Source organism: Mycolicibacterium palauense, assembly GCF_002592005.1.
GTDB lineage: Bacteria > Actinomycetota > Actinomycetes > Mycobacteriales > Mycobacteriaceae > Mycobacterium > Mycobacterium palauense.
This window is the reverse complement of record NZ_NVQF01000096.1, coordinates 1-13,598: the sequence shown is the minus strand read 5'-3', so window position 1 is coordinate 13,598 and position 13,598 is coordinate 1. Positions and strand designations below refer to the sequence as shown.

Genomic DNA, 13,598 nt, shown 5'->3' with positions numbered 1-13,598 from the left:
GGTGTCCAACGCTCACGGCACGGTGACCGGTGCTGCCGGTGGTGTGCTGCTGCGTCCCTACGCCCGGCTGATCTCCTCGGCCGGTGACAGCGTCACCACCTACGGTGAGCCCTGGAACATGAACTGATCCAGCCACATTGGGCGAGGATCGCAGTGCCGCCGGAAATGGCGTCCGGAATAAGTCATGGTCCGCATGGGATGTACCGTGCGGAACCCTTTCGGACGCGCGCGACCGCGAGGGTACTGGTACTCTATGCAGGTCTAAATTGTGGTGACGACTGGGATGGGAATCCCACATTACGGGAAGGTGGCGCAGGTGGCCGATCGCGACGGTGTACTTGTTCGCACGACCAAAAAGCTGGGCGTAGCGGGGTTCGGTACCCTCGCCGTCAGCGCGGCGTTGCTGGGCTTCGGCAGTGGTGTTGCCGGCGCCGACGACCTGACGCCGAGTGACACGGTGGTTGCCAACCCGGTTGCCGAGGACGGCATCCGCGCGGCCAGCATCGGCGAAGTGCTGGGGACCACCGACGCTACCGGTCCTGCCGACGTGCGGGATTCGGGTGTGGGCGTGCCCACCACCAAGGGTGGTGCTCCGCAGCCGGGCAACCTGGCCGAGCTGGGGTATGACTGCCTCTTCGTCTGGTCGCAGTTCTGCCAGTAACTCAAGACAGCACGTAGAGACGACCCCCCGGTTTCGGCTGGGGGGTCGTCTTGTGCGGCTGGAGTCTTGTCCGGTCGGATCAGTCGTCGGCGGACCGGCCGGGCGGCGTTGCGCTGTCGGGGCCCGCGTGCTTGCCCGAACCGGCGGCGGACTGCGACGCGAGCAGGTCGCGGATCTCGGTCAGCAGCGTCAGCTGGGTATCGGCCGCCTCGACCTTCTTGTCCCGCTCCTGCAGTTTGCGGTAGGGCACGACGATGACGAAGTAGACGACCGCGGCGACGATCAGGAAGTTGATCGTCGCCGCCAACACCGCGTTGAAGTCGATGAAGGTATCGCCGCCCAGCGGGATCTTCAGGAATCCGTACTCGGAATCGGGTGTCGCGCCGATCCGGTCCACCAGTGGCTGCACGACGCTGTCGGTGAACGCGGTCACCAACCCGGTGAATGCGGCGCCGATGACGACCGCGGTGGCAAGGTCGATGACGTTGCCCCGCGAAATGAACGCTTTGAAGCCCTTCAACATGCCAGTGCCCTCCCAGTGACTGTGCTGCCTTCCGGCTGCCTCGACGAATCATGACGACATTAGCCGGATTTGGGGGCTGAGAACCCAGATCCGGCCGGTCGGAGGGGCACCGACCCACGGTGAGTTCGGCTCAGTGCAGGGTCACCGTGACGGCCTGCACCAGCGACGCGGCGGCGACGGTGTTCGCGGTCGCGGCCGGAAGGGCGAGAAGTACCACCCGGTCGGCCGCGGGGGAAAGCCCTTTGGGGGCATCGGAGACCAGCACGACGATCGCGTCGGTGGCCAGCAGTCGGGGGGTGGCCCCGGGATCCGATGTCGGTGCTCCGAGAACGTCGACGACGTCGCCGGCGCGGACCACGTCGAGGACCGCGCTCTCGCTCAGGTGCAGCGGGACGACGCGCGCTCCCGGGCCGGCCGCGGATTCGGCCAGCCGGGGGCCCAGGACCCGGACGTCGGTGAGCACCTCGCCGCGTCGGACCGGGCCGGCCACCGTCGATCCGAGCAGCGCCGCCTTGTCCTCTGCGCTGCCGTCGGGAAGCGTTGCCGTCAAACGGCTCTCGGTCGCGACGTCGTCAGCGCTCAGCGCGGTGCCCGGGGCGAGGTCGTGGGTGGCGACCAGCGCCGGGCGCCGCTGGCCGTGCGGGTCGGCGCGCAGCGCGGCCGCGGCGGCCAGCGTCACCAGGGCGGCGGCGGCCACCCGCCGGGCGGTCACGGTGTGAATCCAATCCGGCTGTAGCGCTTGGCGTATCCGTGTCAGTGCGGTCGGGTTCAGGCGATGGTGCTGCTCGCGGGCCATGAGCCCACGCTAAAGCGTACGGCGCCGCCTCGTGTGCACCGTCGGCCCGAGCTGTGAACAACCTCGAAACCCTCCCCGGGTTTGCTGTCGCGGCTGTCGGCGGGGCCGGGTCCGCGGCTAGCGTCGACGGCGATAGCGCACCGGCGCGCATCGGATCCCGGGGGAGCTGTCGAGAGAGAGGATGAGTCGTGGACGGGAGTCGCGCGCAGTGTGGTGTTGCGAAAAGCATTGGAGCCGTAGCTGTTGGCGTGCTCATGGCAATAGCGGCGTTGATCGGGCCGGGAGTGGGAGCCGCGGCCGCCGACGACCTCAAACCCGATCCGGCGACACCGTCGGCCGGACCGGTCGCCCAGAAGGGCATCCGTTCCCAGGCCGTGCAGGGAGATTTGCGGGAGGCGGACAAGGGGGTCGTCCTGGCCCAGGGTGACGTTCGCGGTTCGAACGAGGCCGTGCCCACGACCAAGGGTGAGTCGCCGCAGCCGGGCAACCTCTCCAACCTCGGCTATGACTGTCTGTTCGTCTGGTCGCAGTTCTGCCAGTGACCTGCCAGTGACCGTTGCCGGCCCCGGCCGGAGAGTTCGGGTGGAGGCTCGGTCGGGCCCGGGCGAGGTCTCAGCTGGATGCCGCGGCCGCCGGGGCGGCGGAGCCGGATGAGGAGCCGGAGGACGCCTTGTCCGAGGACCCGCCGGATTTCTCGCCGGACCCACTCGAGGAGGACTTGTCCCCGGAGCTCGACGAGGACGAGCTGTCCGAGGTGGTCGAGCCCTTCGATGAGGAGGAGGAGCTCTTCGACGCCTCGCGGCTGTCGGTGCGGTAGAACCCGCTGCCCTTGAACACCACGCCCACGGAGTTGAACAGCTTGCGCAACCGGCCGTCGCACTTGGTGCACGTGGTCAGCGCGTCGTCGGTGAAGGCCTGTACCGCGTCGAAGCGGTCGCCGCACTCGGTACACGCATAGCTATAGGTCGGCACGAGGAACCTCCGGGAAGACGTGAGCCTGTTAGCACTCTACCGTGCTAAGTGCTAGAACCGCTATGTGGTGTCGGTCATTCCCGCCCGTCGGAGGCCGAAAACACGATCAGCCCCGCCCCCGGCGTCACCGCGTGGGTCATCCGCACGTCGTGCGGCTCGGCGGGCAGCTCGTCGAGCACCTCGTCATCGCGGACCACCGCGATCAGTAGTGCCGCCGGGTCGCGCAGCGGCAACGATCGGTCGTAGAACCCGGCACCCCGACCCAGGCGCACACCCCGACGGTCGACGGCCAGGGCGGGCACCAGCACCAGCGCGGCCTCACCGAGCGCTTCGGGGCCCAGATGCGGAGCCGGCGGCTCCAGCAGCCCGAACGGGCCCGGCACCAGCGTGTCCTTCCGGTACTCACCCCAGCGCAGCGGTTGCGCCTCGCCGTCGTCGCCGGTGAGCGCGACCGGCAGCAGAACCCGGGCACCCGTTTCTCCCAGCGTGTTCAGCAGCGTCCGGGACCCGGGCTCGGAGCCCACCGGGACGTAGGCGCACACGGTGAGGCCGCGGTGCACCAGCGGCACCAGGTGCGAGGCCAGCGCGGCCGCCTCGGCCGCCCGCACCGGCGCGGCGACCGCCCGGCGAGAGGCCAGCAGCCGTGTGCGCAACATCGCTTTTGCGCTGGTCACCATGGGGTACACGATGCCAGGAGAACATCAGGTGTCACTGCCGGCCCGCCGCACTGAGCGGTTGACGCAGTGAAGTTAGGGTGGGAATGATGACGAATTCTTCCGGGTCGACCGCGGGTCCGACCTCCAGTGCGGTGTCCGGTTCGGTGTCCGGTTCGGTGTCCGTGCCGGCGGCCGCGGCGCCGGCCGTGCCGATCCCGCGCACCGCGATCGTCCCCGCCGCGGGACTGGGTACGCGCTTCCTGCCGGCGACCAAGACGGTTCCCAAGGAGCTGCTGCCGGTGGTCGACACCCCCGGCATCGAGCTCGTGGCCGCCGAGGCCGCCGAGGCCGGGGGCGAACGCCTGGTCATCGTCACCTCGGAGGGCAAGGACGGCGTCGTCGCGCATTTCGTGCAGGACCTCGTGCTCGAGGGCACGCTGGAGGCCCGCGGCAAGCACGTGATGCTGGAGAAGGTGCGCCGGGCGCCGGCCCTGATCAAGGTCGAATCCGTGGTTCAGGCCGAGCCGCTGGGGCTCGGCCACGCCATCAGCTGCGTCGAGCCGACGCTGGCCCCCGACGAGGACGCCGTGGCGGTGCTGTTGCCCGACGACCTGGTTCTGCCGACCGGCGTGCTGGAAACCATGTCGAAGGTGCGGGCCAAACGCGGCGGGACGGTGCTCTGCGCCATCGAGGTGCCGCCCGAGGAGATCAGCGCCTACGGCGTGTTCGACGTCGAGGTGGTCCCCGACGCGGTCAACCCGAATGTGCTGAAGGTGCTGGGCATGGTCGAGAAGCCCAAGGCCGAGGATGCTCCATCGCCGTACGCGGCCGCCGGGCGCTACGTCCTGGACCGGGCCGTCTTCGACGCCTTGCGGCGCGTCGGCAAGGGCGTGGGCGGCGAGATCCAGCTCACCGACGCCATCGCGCTGTTGATCGAGGAGGGCCATCCGGTGCATGTGGTGGTGCATCGAGGGTCTCGACACGACCTGGGAAATCCCGGCGGCTACCTTAAGGCTGCGGTTGACTTTGCGTTGAAACGTGATGACTACGGCCCGGAACTGCGACGCTGGCTGGTCGACCGACTGGGATTGACCGAGCAGTAGCGCCGCGTCGGTCCCGGTGCTTACCGGGTCCGACGGCAGAAAGGCGCACTGTGCGTTCGGTGGAAGAGCAGCAGGCCCGCGTGCAGGCGGCCGCGGTGGCCCCCAGACCGGTTCGGGTGGCGATCGCCGAAGCGCAGGGTCTGATGTGCGCCGAGGAGGTCGTCACCGAGCGGCCGCTCCCGGGGTTCGACCAGGCCGCCATCGACGGCTACGCGGTCCGCAGCGTCGACGTCCTCGGCGTGGGCGGGTCCGACGAGGCGGGCGAGGACGCCGGGGAGGTCAGCCTGCCGGTTGTCAGCGTGATCGAGGCCGGGGCCCGCACGCCCAGCCGGTTGCAGCCCAAGCAGGCGGCGCGGGTCCAGACCGGCGCCCCGATGCCGACCCTGGCCGATGCGGTGCTGCCGCTGCGCTGGACCGACGGTGGGCAGTCACGGGTGCGCGTGCTCCGCGGCGTCCGGTCCGGCGCCTACGTGCGGCGCGCCGGAGACGACGTGCAACCCGGCGATGTCGCCGTCCGCGCCGGCACCATCATCGGCGCGGCCCAGGTCGGGTTGCTGGCCGCCGTCGGACGGGACCGAGTGCTCGTGCATCCCCGCCCCCGGCTGTCGGTGCTGTCGGTCGGTGGCGAGCTGGTCGACGTGTCCCGCACCCCGGGCAACGGGCAGGTCTACGACGTGAACTCCTACGCACTGGCCGCGGCGGCCCGCGACGCCGGGGCCGAGGTCAACCGGGTCGGCATCGTCGACACCGACCCCGCCAAACTGCGCGAGGCGGTCGAGGGCCAGCTCAGCCGCGCCGAGATCGTGGTGATCGCGGGAGCCGTCGGCGGTGGCGCCGCCGAACGGGTGCGCTCGGTGCTCTCCGAACTCGGGGAGATGGAGGTGACCCGGATCGCGATGCACCCCGGCTCGGTGCAGGGTTTCGGCCAGCTCGGGCGCGAGGGCGTGCCGGTGTTTCTGTTGCCCGCCAATCCGGTCAGCGCCCTGGTGGTCTTCGAGATCATGGTGCGGCCGTTGATCCGGCTGTCCCTGGGGAAACGCCAGCCGATGCGGCGCGTGGTGCAGGCCAGGGCCCTGGCGCCGATCTCCTCGGTGGCGGGCCGCAAGGGTTACCTGCGTGGCCAGCTGATGCGCGACCAGGACACCGGTGAGTATCTGGTCCAGGCGCTCGGCGGGGCCCCCGGTGCGTCGTCGCATCTGCTGGCCACCCTCGCCGAGGCGAACTGCCTGGTCATCGTCCCGGCCGAGGTCGAGCAGGTCCGCACCGGCGAGACGGTCGACGTCGCCTTCCTGGCTCAACGCGGCTGACCGCACGTGTGGCGTTCGACTGCTGTGCATCCCGGTTGGCCGATGACGGTCGGGCCGTTGCGGGTGGCCGCGGGTGTGGTGGCGCTGCGCCCGGTGCGGATGCGTGACGCCGCGCAGTGGAGCCGTATCCGCAACGCCGATCGCGCGCTGCTGGAACCCTGGGAGCCCAGCGCGGAACTGGACTGGACCGTTCGGCATTCGATCTCGTCGTGGCCGTCGCTGTGTTCGGGGTTGCGTGCCGAGGCGCGCAAGGGCCGGATGTTGCCCTATGTCATCGAGGTCGACGGTCGCTTCGGTGGACAACTGACCATCGGCAACGTCACCCACGGGGCGCTGCGGTCGGCCTGGATCGGCTACTGGGTGCACAGCGAACTGACCGGAAAGGGTGTCGCCACCGGGGCCCTGGCACTGGGTCTGGATCACTGCTTCGGGCCGGTGCGCCTGCACCGCGTGGAGGCCACCGTGCGTCCGGAGAACGCGGCGAGTAGGCGGGTGCTGGGCAAGGCGGGTTTCCGGGAGGAGGGCCTGCTCAAGCGCTATCTCGACGTCGACGGCGACTGGCGCGACCACCTGCTGGTGGCGATCACGGTGGAGGAGCTGCGCGGGTCGGTGGCGTCCGCACTGGTGCATGCGGGTAAGGCGCAGTGGGCCTGAGCGGCGCCGCCCACCGCCCTTCGATCGATTCGGTTTCGGGGATTCCGGGGGAAATTCGACGCTCTGCGCGCCGGCCGAGCACGACACAGTTGTTACTAATGTGACATTTGAGGCTGTTGGTGCTTGTCTGCTGTGAATTACAGGTGTGTAATTGAGCTCGGCGCGTCGTCGTGATTGCGCTGGTCACCGGACCTAGCCTGGAGGGGAAAGGAGCAGGCCACCATGCCAAGCATCCCCCAATCGTTGCTTTGGATCTCACTTGTGGTGCTCTGGCTGTTTGTGCTGGTGCCCATGCTGATCAACAAGCGCGACAACGTCCGCAGGACCAGCGACGTCGCCTTGGCGACCCGGGTCCTCAACAGCGGGCGCAATGCACGCCTGCTCAAGAGGGTCAGGCCCGCCGCCGGACACCGCAGCGACCCGGACTGGCGGCCCGAGGAGGAGTTCGACGCCGAGCTCGCCGAGGACGAGACCGGCCCGGTGGTCGTGACCAGCAAGGTGCGGGTCCGCTCGGTGGCCGTGGTGACCTCGCTGGCCGAGGAGGACGAGCCCGACATCCTCGACGTCGACGTGGTCGAGGACCCGGTGGCCGAGCCCGCCGAGCCGGCCGAGCGCGTAGTGCAGACGCCGGTCGAGCCAGTGTCCGCGCATGCTTTCGAGGCTTCGGAGCCCGAAACCGACGAGCTGAAGCTGGAATTCGACGAGGAGCCCCCGGCTCCGGAGCCGGTACCCGAGCCCGTGTCGGCGGACGCCACCGCCACCGACGCCGAGGGCGGCGCGGGCATCTCCGGGGATACCGACGGTGCCGAGGGCACCCAGGACGTTGCGGACGACGAGGACGAGGCCGGCGAGGAACCACAGGCCCAGGACGGCACGGCCGACGAATACGAGTACGTCGAGGACACCTCCGGTCTGGAGGCCGAGGCCGATCCGCCCACCACCCGCGCACGCGGTGCGGCGCGCAGCCGACGTTACGAGACCAAGACCGCCGCCGCGGTCAGCGCGCGCAAGTATCGCTTCCGCAAGCGGATGATCTCGGCGATGGCCTCGCTGCTGGTGTTCTTCACCGCCGCGGCGTTCCTGTTGACCTCCGCGGCGTGGTATCTGGCGGGGGCCGTCGGGGTGGTCACGGTGCTCTACCTGGCCTACCTGCGCCGGCAGACCCGCATCGAGGAGCAGCTGCGCCGCCGCCGCATGCAGCGGATGGCCCGGTCGCGCCTCGGCGTCGAGAACACCTACGACCGTGACCTCGACGTGGTGCCGTCCCGGCTGCGACAGCCCGGGGCCGCGGTTCTGGAGATCGACGACGAGGACCCGATGTTCGAGCATCTCGACGAGGTGCCGTTCGCCCGGCACTACGACCTGCCGCACGCGGCGGGGCAGTGACGAGCCGGTTTCTGCTGGCGCGTCGCGGCTGGTAGCGTGTGCTACCGACCAAGGGGCTATGGCGCAGTTGGTAGCGCGACTCGTTCGCATCGAGTAGGTCAGGGGTTCGATTCCCCTTAGCTCCACAGAATTCGTGTAGTTCACGGCTGCTTTTCTGGCCTTAGTGAGTGTTGCGGCGGTTCAGACATCGCCCGGCCAGCAGCCGCGACAGCGTTGTCTCGAGTCCCCACTCATACTCGCACTCCCGTGTTGCCAAGAGTGCGTTGCACGCCTGTTGCGGTGGTGGCCGTCGCCTGCTGCCGACGGCCTTTCGATTCACGTTTCACGGGTCGTGCTTTGGTCACAAAGGTAAGCGTGTGTCGATGGCGAGGTTGCGGGCCGGATGACACGCTAACTGCCTTTCGGGGTGCTGGATTTGGGTGCGAGCGCCCCGGCAGCGGCACCGTTGTGCAGGTGCGGTGTGCGTGACTGGCATGCTCATGTTGTTTGCTGGTATGCATAATTTTGCAGCTCTGGATGCGGATGCGATGTCGCTTCGGGTCAATGTTGAGGATCTGGCCAGCTCGGGTGTCGCGGTGAGTGGCCACGGTGAGGATGTGGCGGTCAAGCATGCGGCCGCGGCTGGCCGTATCGATGCGTCGCAGACCGGCTGGCAAGGTGCATCCGCGGTCGCGATGAGTGCTTTGTCGGAGCAGTGGGTGGTGACGACGAGTGCGTTGTTGACCCGTTTGAGTGATCACGCTCAGGGGTTGCACGCCAGCGCCCAAGGGTTCGCGGAGATGGAGCAGCGCAGCAGCCAGGCGTTGGAGGCTCCGGCGCGGGCGGCGAACGCGATCGCTGGCCAGACCGACATGTGAGCCGCCGTGACGTTGACCGTCCTTGATATCGAGCGTTGGAATGCCGGTGATGTGCGTGAGGTGTTCCATGCTGCGACCAGTCGTGCGCAGGCGGCCTTCGATGCCGCCGACGGGTTGGCCACGTTGCCGGCGTTCCAAACGTGGGGCGGTGAGGCGGCCGATGCCGCCCGGGAGGCGATCGGTCAGACGCGTAAGGATCTGGACTCGCACGGCAATGAGGCAATGGCTGTGGCCAATGCGGCGCACGGTGCGGCCGACAATATCGAGCGCATCAAGTCCGAACTGGCGAGCTTGAAAGCTGACGCCGAATCGCTGGGAATGGAGATCGACCCGGTGGCGGACACCGTGCTGCCTGGCCCGAAGGTCCGCAATCCGGTGGAGGCCGAGCTCAAGCAATCCCAGCTGCAGCCCCGGCTGGACACGATTGTGGCCGAAGCCAATCTGGTCGATATGGCGCTGGCCAACGCGATCAACATGGCCAGCGGCAAGACACCCATCCCGCCGTCGTTGCACGCAGCCACCCCCGAGGTACAGCCAGCGCCCACGGACCCCCGCCGGCACGCAGGCGCGGGTGTTGAGGATTCGTCTCGTCCGCGTTCGTTGCAGGACATGCTGTTGCCGGCCGGCGGGGTAGCCGACGGGGCTGGTGTCGGACGGAGTGTGCGGGACGCCCTCGCCGGCGCGGGTAGACCTGGAGGGGTTGGACAGCCTGTTGATGTGAACGGGGCGCTGGATCAGATCGCGGGTGCTCCGGTACCAGTCAACGTGCCCAAGCCAGTGGTGTTCTCTGCCAAGGAGATCGAGGCATTCAAGGCTACCGCGCGCAAGGTCCTGGCAAGCGAGGGCATGCCTGCCGCGCAGATCGAGTCGGCGTTGGATGGCATGGTTGCCCGTGCGCAGGCAATGGGGTGGGATTTTCCGCCGTACACGCCCCCTGAGTCGGCTCATGTGCCTCCACCGGGGTTCGGTGAGGGATTGGGTGATGCGTGGCGAAACACCGAGCAGGGCATCAAGAATCTGCTGGGACAGGGTGGTCCGGGTGCTCCCGGTGTTCTGGAGTCCTGGAAAGACGTGGCCAAGGGGATTTCGGATACTGCCACCAATCCGGTGGGTGCGGTCGTCGGAGAAGTCAAGCATGCGTTGGACTCACCCAGCGCGGCCTATTACGCCGGGGAGAAGGCCTTCGATTTCGCGTCGGTCGCGGCCACCGCCCCGTTCGGTGCTGAGGGTGCGATGGTTCGTGCAGGCCTGCCGGCCGAGCTGGTTACCGAAGGTGGGATCCCGTTGTCGGTCATGCGTGGGTGGGATCCTCTGGGGGGCATGCACCCAATAGAGTTTGACAATCAGTTCGGCGGGGCCGGGGCTCGGGTGTTTCCTGAAAACGACGGATTTCCGCCCGGCCATGTCCCGCAACCCGCCCATCTCCAAACGGGGGACATCATCGACAGGATCGGGTCAGAACGTGGGCGCTATTTTGCCCCGGACGGCACTCCTTTTGGCGACCGGGCGATTATGCCGGAAAGTGCTGGTGGGGAATATCATCGCTACATGATCACCGGGAAACCGCTTCCCGATGGGTGGCAGATCGTCGAAGGACCGATACAACCGTGGTTCGGACAGACACCGACACCTGGTGCCCCCCAATACATGATCGTCGGTCCTCCTGAGGCCAACGTCGAGGAATTAGTCGACAGAGGTATTCTCGATGAATATGGGCCGCCCCTTGGACGCTAGGTCAACTGAGCTGCAAACCGAGATCGATCGGATCGCAGCGCAACTCGGAGTGCGCCCCCTACCCGTCGGATTGCTGACCAATGACGGTCTGAACATCTTCGTCGGTGATGATGGCCGATATCACTTCACCTTCTATGAACGTGGGAAGGTCGGATTTGAACGCGTAGGTAGCTTGGACGACGTGCTGTACCGGTACTGCCAGGGTGAGGTCTCCAGCCAGGCAAGGAAGTATGTAGGCGACCGTGCGCAGCGGTTCCATTTCGAGTACGAGGTTCTCAGTCGCTTTCATCCCGACTGGGCCAAGCGCCGAGTGCGAGAGTTGGCTGCGATGTTCCACAACGGTCAGCCCGAAGACATTGCGCTGCTTCCCGACATCGGAGAACCGCTCTGAGGCAGAGCGGCGATCTCGGCGGGTGGGGCCCGGCTGTTCGTATACGTAGTCACCCGCGCTGCCCTCCCACGGTTCATTGATGACCAACGACGACCCCGCCCTCGAGTTGCCCGCAACGACAGCGGCTTTGTCGCGTTCAAAGACGCCATCAACGCCCGTGCTGTCCAAATTCTCCAGCGACACCGCACCGTGTTACGCCAGGCCTCGGAGTTTGATAGCTCGTCTGATGGATCGCAGGAGGTATCGACCGGCCGCCGCAATTGCAGTTGCCACTCACCGTTCTGCGCAGCCGACCTCGGTCGGCGACTGCGTTCGCTAGTTCGTTGTTGACGCCGTGTTCTAGGGTCCCATGGCGCTTCTCGCCATCTGGCAAAATTCCGTACCGAATTGCACACCGGCACCGGAAACGTAGGTGAAGTGATGGACCTGACCCGTGACGACGCCAAACGGGCCGCCCGCGTACTCCGTGACCAACTGCCCGCGGCCGATCTCACGCACTCCCTGGCCCTGGAGATCGTCGCCCTGCAGTTGGGCTTTCGTGACTGGAACACCGCCTCCGCCGGGCTGCCGGCCGGCCGGGATATCAGCGCACCGGTGCCGGTGTTCCGTAGCCTCGACGAGACCCGTGCGCGCGAGTTCTACGTCGACTACCTGCACTTCAGCATCGAATGGGAACACCGGTTCGACCGTGCGGCACCCCTGTATCTGCGTCTGCGCCGCGACCGGTTTGTTCTCGACCTGTCCGAACACCACGGCGACGGAACTCCGGGTTCGACCGTGTGGGTACCGGTGGGCGATGTCGCCGCGCTACAAGAAGAACTGCGTGCCACCGGCTACCCGCGGATGAATCCCGGTATCGACGCCGACTCGCCGGGCGGGCCCACGATGGACGTGATCGACCCCTTCTCCAACACCATCCGGTTCTGCCAGATGGCTCCGTAGAACCGGCGGTCCGGCCAGCGGAGTAAGGCCCGCTCTGGCAAGCGAATTCCTCGACCCCAGCGGTATTCGCGACGGTCTCCGACTGATGTTCACAATGGGCGAGGGGTGGTCCCGTCCTTGGTGGGAGGCCTCCCGGGTTTCAGCATGCCTTCACAAGCACGACTGCCGGCCGACATGGGCATGCTCGTGCACCAAGAAAGACACTTCGCCGGGGTTGCCGAGGACTTTTGTCTCTGGGGATGGCTGGTAGCGGCGGGCACGCTGAGTAGCAGGGCCGGGGCGAAACGCCACTTGGAGACGCCTATCGGAAAGGAACACCGTCGATGTATGGATGGGACGGCGACAACTGGATGCACCATGGCGGTTGGATGGGATATGACGGCTACGGCATGGGATGGGGCGGTTGGATCCTGACGGCCGTGGTGACGATCGCGGTCATTGCGCTGATCATCACCGCAATCGTGGTGGCCGTGCGCTACCTCAGCGGGGGACAGCCGCAGCCCGGAACCACCAATCAGAGCCACGTTCACGCCGCGGAGGCGATCCTGGCGGAACGCCTGGCGCGCGGAGAGATCGATGACGAGGAATTCCGCCGACGAATGGCGGTCCTGCGGGAACACCACTGACGGTCAGATCGTCCACCGGTCGTGGCTCGCTGGTCAACGGGCATCCGCAGATGAATAGCCAACCTCGCCGGGACCTGCGAAGCGGTCATGGACTCCCGGCTCAACGCCGTCGGGACACGAACGGCCAACACGAACAACCAAGGAGTGAAGTGTCATGTTCACCACACGCACAACGACCACCGCCCTGGCGATCGTCGCGCTGGCGGGCTCGGTCGCCGTCGGCGCCGGCCTGGCCGGAATCGGCGGCGACGGTGCTACGCCTGTCCAGTCACGCACCGCCGTGGCAACGGCACAGGGGCCGGCTCTCCCTGCCCACGGCCCGGGCGATGGCAATTGCTGGGGGCCCAACGGATGGAACCCCGAATGCGGTGCCGAACCGCAGTGGGGTCCGGGGATGATGGGGCCCGGCTATGGGGAGCACGGGTACTGGGGTCCGGGGATGATGGGGCCCGGCTACGGGGGCAGCTAGAAGCGAGCACCGCATGGATGGCTGGGTACGACCGCCAACCGCATTCCCTTCGAACGTGAATGTGCGACCAAGGACGCCTGGTGGGCAGCGTGCCAGGCCGCTGCTCGACGTTTGCCCGCGGTAATGCCCTAGGGGGTAGGGGTATGGTGGCGTGTGGCAGAAGCCATGACCGCCCGTGACGGGGCCGGGCTCACCGGTCCCGAGATGGAGGAGGCAGCGAGGATGGACGAAACGCCTAGCACTGAAACGGAATCAACGTCCACGGTGGTTTCTCCGCCCCGGTATGAGCGCTCCGATCACCGCTCCAGTCGGGTGTTTCAGGCTTTGGCCTGGGTCGGCATCGTCGCGGGAACGTTGTTCATCGTCGCGCTGATCTTCTTCTCGGGCTTCTTCGCGGGCAGAGCCGCTGACGGCTGTCCCGGTTGGCGTCACGGCTACTCCAACGCGCATATGGGCCCCGGCGGATTTCCCGGCGGCCACATGGGGTGGGGCGGCCCCTGTCTCTTATACCCATCCTCCGC

18 protein-coding genes and 1 tRNA gene are annotated in these 13,598 nt (G+C 67.5%); 14 read left to right on the top strand and 5 right to left on the bottom strand.

Features of this window, described 5'->3' with window-relative positions:
* Positions 1–127 (top strand): MspA family porin (locus CSR00_RS25630; protein WP_176562268.1); only part of this gene is annotated, 127 nt, incomplete at its 5' end.
* Positions 128–316: 189 nt separating this feature from the next.
* A complete protein-coding gene (locus CSR00_RS25625; protein WP_141564487.1) occupies positions 317–661 on the top strand; it encodes a hypothetical protein in 345 nt (114 codons plus the stop codon).
* Between the two features lie 79 nt (positions 662–740).
* Here the strand turns inward: CSR00_RS25625 and mscL are convergent, their stop codons facing one another.
* Positions 741–1,184 carry a large-conductance mechanosensitive channel protein MscL gene (mscL, locus tag CSR00_RS25620; RefSeq protein ID WP_099025222.1) on the bottom strand — a complete coding sequence of 148 codons (444 nt, stop codon included), beginning with the start codon at positions 1,182–1,184 and terminating at the stop codon, positions 741–743.
* A 130-nt stretch (positions 1,185–1,314) separates the two neighbouring features.
* On the bottom strand, positions 1,315–1,980 hold the full coding sequence (locus tag CSR00_RS25615; RefSeq protein WP_099025221.1) for an SAF domain-containing protein: 666 nt from the start codon (positions 1,978–1,980) through the stop codon (positions 1,315–1,317).
* Positions 1,981–2,234: 254 nt separating this feature from the next.
* Here CSR00_RS25615 and CSR00_RS25610 point away from each other — a divergent pair, with 254 nt between their 5' ends.
* Positions 2,235–2,522 (top strand): hypothetical protein, encoded by a 288-nt coding sequence (locus tag CSR00_RS25610; protein ID WP_141564486.1) that lies wholly within the window; start codon positions 2,235–2,237, stop codon positions 2,520–2,522.
* A gap of 70 nt (positions 2,523–2,592) precedes the next feature.
* On the opposite strand, the gene CSR00_RS25605 is transcribed toward CSR00_RS25610, so the two are convergent.
* Both CSR00_RS25605 and CSR00_RS25600 read right to left on the bottom strand, forming a co-directional pair.
* Positions 2,593–2,952, bottom strand: coding sequence for an FmdB family zinc ribbon protein (locus CSR00_RS25605; protein WP_099025219.1), 360 nt, complete (start codon positions 2,950–2,952; stop codon positions 2,593–2,595).
* Between the two features lie 74 nt (positions 2,953–3,026).
* Entirely contained in the window at positions 3,027–3,629 is a 603-nt protein-coding gene (locus tag CSR00_RS25600; protein ID WP_099025218.1) for a 5-formyltetrahydrofolate cyclo-ligase, read from the bottom strand.
* Positions 3,630–3,715: 86 nt separating this feature from the next.
* Here CSR00_RS25600 and CSR00_RS25595 point away from each other — a divergent pair, with 86 nt between their 5' ends.
* The 7 genes from CSR00_RS25595 to CSR00_RS25565 all read left to right on the top strand — a co-directional run bounded on the left by CSR00_RS25595 (position 3,716) and on the right by CSR00_RS25565 (position 10,649).
* The gene (locus CSR00_RS25595; protein ID WP_407662526.1) at positions 3,716–4,711 is read left to right on the top strand and encodes a UTP--glucose-1-phosphate uridylyltransferase; all 996 of its coding nucleotides are present in this window, start codon (positions 3,716–3,718) and stop codon (positions 4,709–4,711) included.
* A gap of 50 nt (positions 4,712–4,761) precedes the next feature.
* On the top strand, positions 4,762–6,018 hold the full coding sequence (gene glp, locus CSR00_RS25590) for a molybdotransferase-like divisome protein Glp (protein WP_099025216.1): 1,257 nt from the start codon (positions 4,762–4,764) through the stop codon (positions 6,016–6,018).
* A 42-nt stretch (positions 6,019–6,060) separates the two neighbouring features.
* Positions 6,061–6,672 carry a GNAT family N-acetyltransferase gene (locus CSR00_RS25585; RefSeq protein WP_099025215.1) on the top strand — a complete coding sequence of 204 codons (612 nt, stop codon included), beginning with the start codon at positions 6,061–6,063 and terminating at the stop codon, positions 6,670–6,672.
* Between the two features lie 222 nt (positions 6,673–6,894).
* Positions 6,895–8,058, top strand: a complete 1,164-nt coding sequence (gene sepX, locus CSR00_RS25580; protein ID WP_099025214.1) for a divisome protein SepX/GlpR — start codon at positions 6,895–6,897, stop codon at positions 8,056–8,058.
* A 52-nt stretch (positions 8,059–8,110) separates the two neighbouring features.
* A tRNA-Ala gene (locus CSR00_RS25575) sits at positions 8,111–8,183 on the top strand.
* 348 nt (positions 8,184–8,531) lie between these two features.
* Complete coding sequence (locus tag CSR00_RS25570; RefSeq protein WP_099025213.1) at positions 8,532–8,915, top strand: WXG100 family type VII secretion target; 384 nt, start codon at positions 8,532–8,534, stop codon at positions 8,913–8,915.
* 6 nt (positions 8,916–8,921) lie between these two features.
* Positions 8,922–10,649, top strand: a complete 1,728-nt coding sequence (locus tag CSR00_RS25565) for a TNT domain-containing protein (RefSeq protein WP_099025212.1) — start codon at positions 8,922–8,924, stop codon at positions 10,647–10,649.
* A 58-nt stretch (positions 10,650–10,707) separates the two neighbouring features.
* Here the strand turns inward: CSR00_RS25565 and CSR00_RS31685 are convergent, their stop codons facing one another.
* Positions 10,708–11,223: a hypothetical protein gene (locus CSR00_RS31685; RefSeq protein ID WP_176562267.1), complete on the bottom strand. Its 516-nt coding sequence runs from the start codon at positions 11,221–11,223 to the stop codon at positions 10,708–10,710.
* 237 nt (positions 11,224–11,460) lie between these two features.
* On the opposite strand from CSR00_RS31685, the gene CSR00_RS25555 reads away from it, so the two are divergent.
* The 4 genes from CSR00_RS25555 to CSR00_RS31055 all read left to right on the top strand — a co-directional run.
* Positions 11,461–11,982, top strand: coding sequence for a glyoxalase superfamily protein (locus CSR00_RS25555; RefSeq protein ID WP_176562266.1), 522 nt, complete (start codon positions 11,461–11,463; stop codon positions 11,980–11,982).
* A 323-nt stretch (positions 11,983–12,305) separates the two neighbouring features.
* On the top strand, positions 12,306–12,608 hold the full coding sequence (locus tag CSR00_RS25550; RefSeq protein WP_245906535.1) for an SHOCT domain-containing protein: 303 nt from the start codon (positions 12,306–12,308) through the stop codon (positions 12,606–12,608).
* A gap of 154 nt (positions 12,609–12,762) precedes the next feature.
* The gene (locus tag CSR00_RS25545; protein ID WP_099025209.1) at positions 12,763–13,077 is read left to right on the top strand and encodes a hypothetical protein; all 315 of its coding nucleotides are present in this window, start codon (positions 12,763–12,765) and stop codon (positions 13,075–13,077) included.
* Between the two features lie 153 nt (positions 13,078–13,230).
* Positions 13,231–13,598: hypothetical protein (locus CSR00_RS31055; RefSeq protein WP_218014543.1), on the top strand; the 368-nt coding region annotated here is incomplete at its 3' end.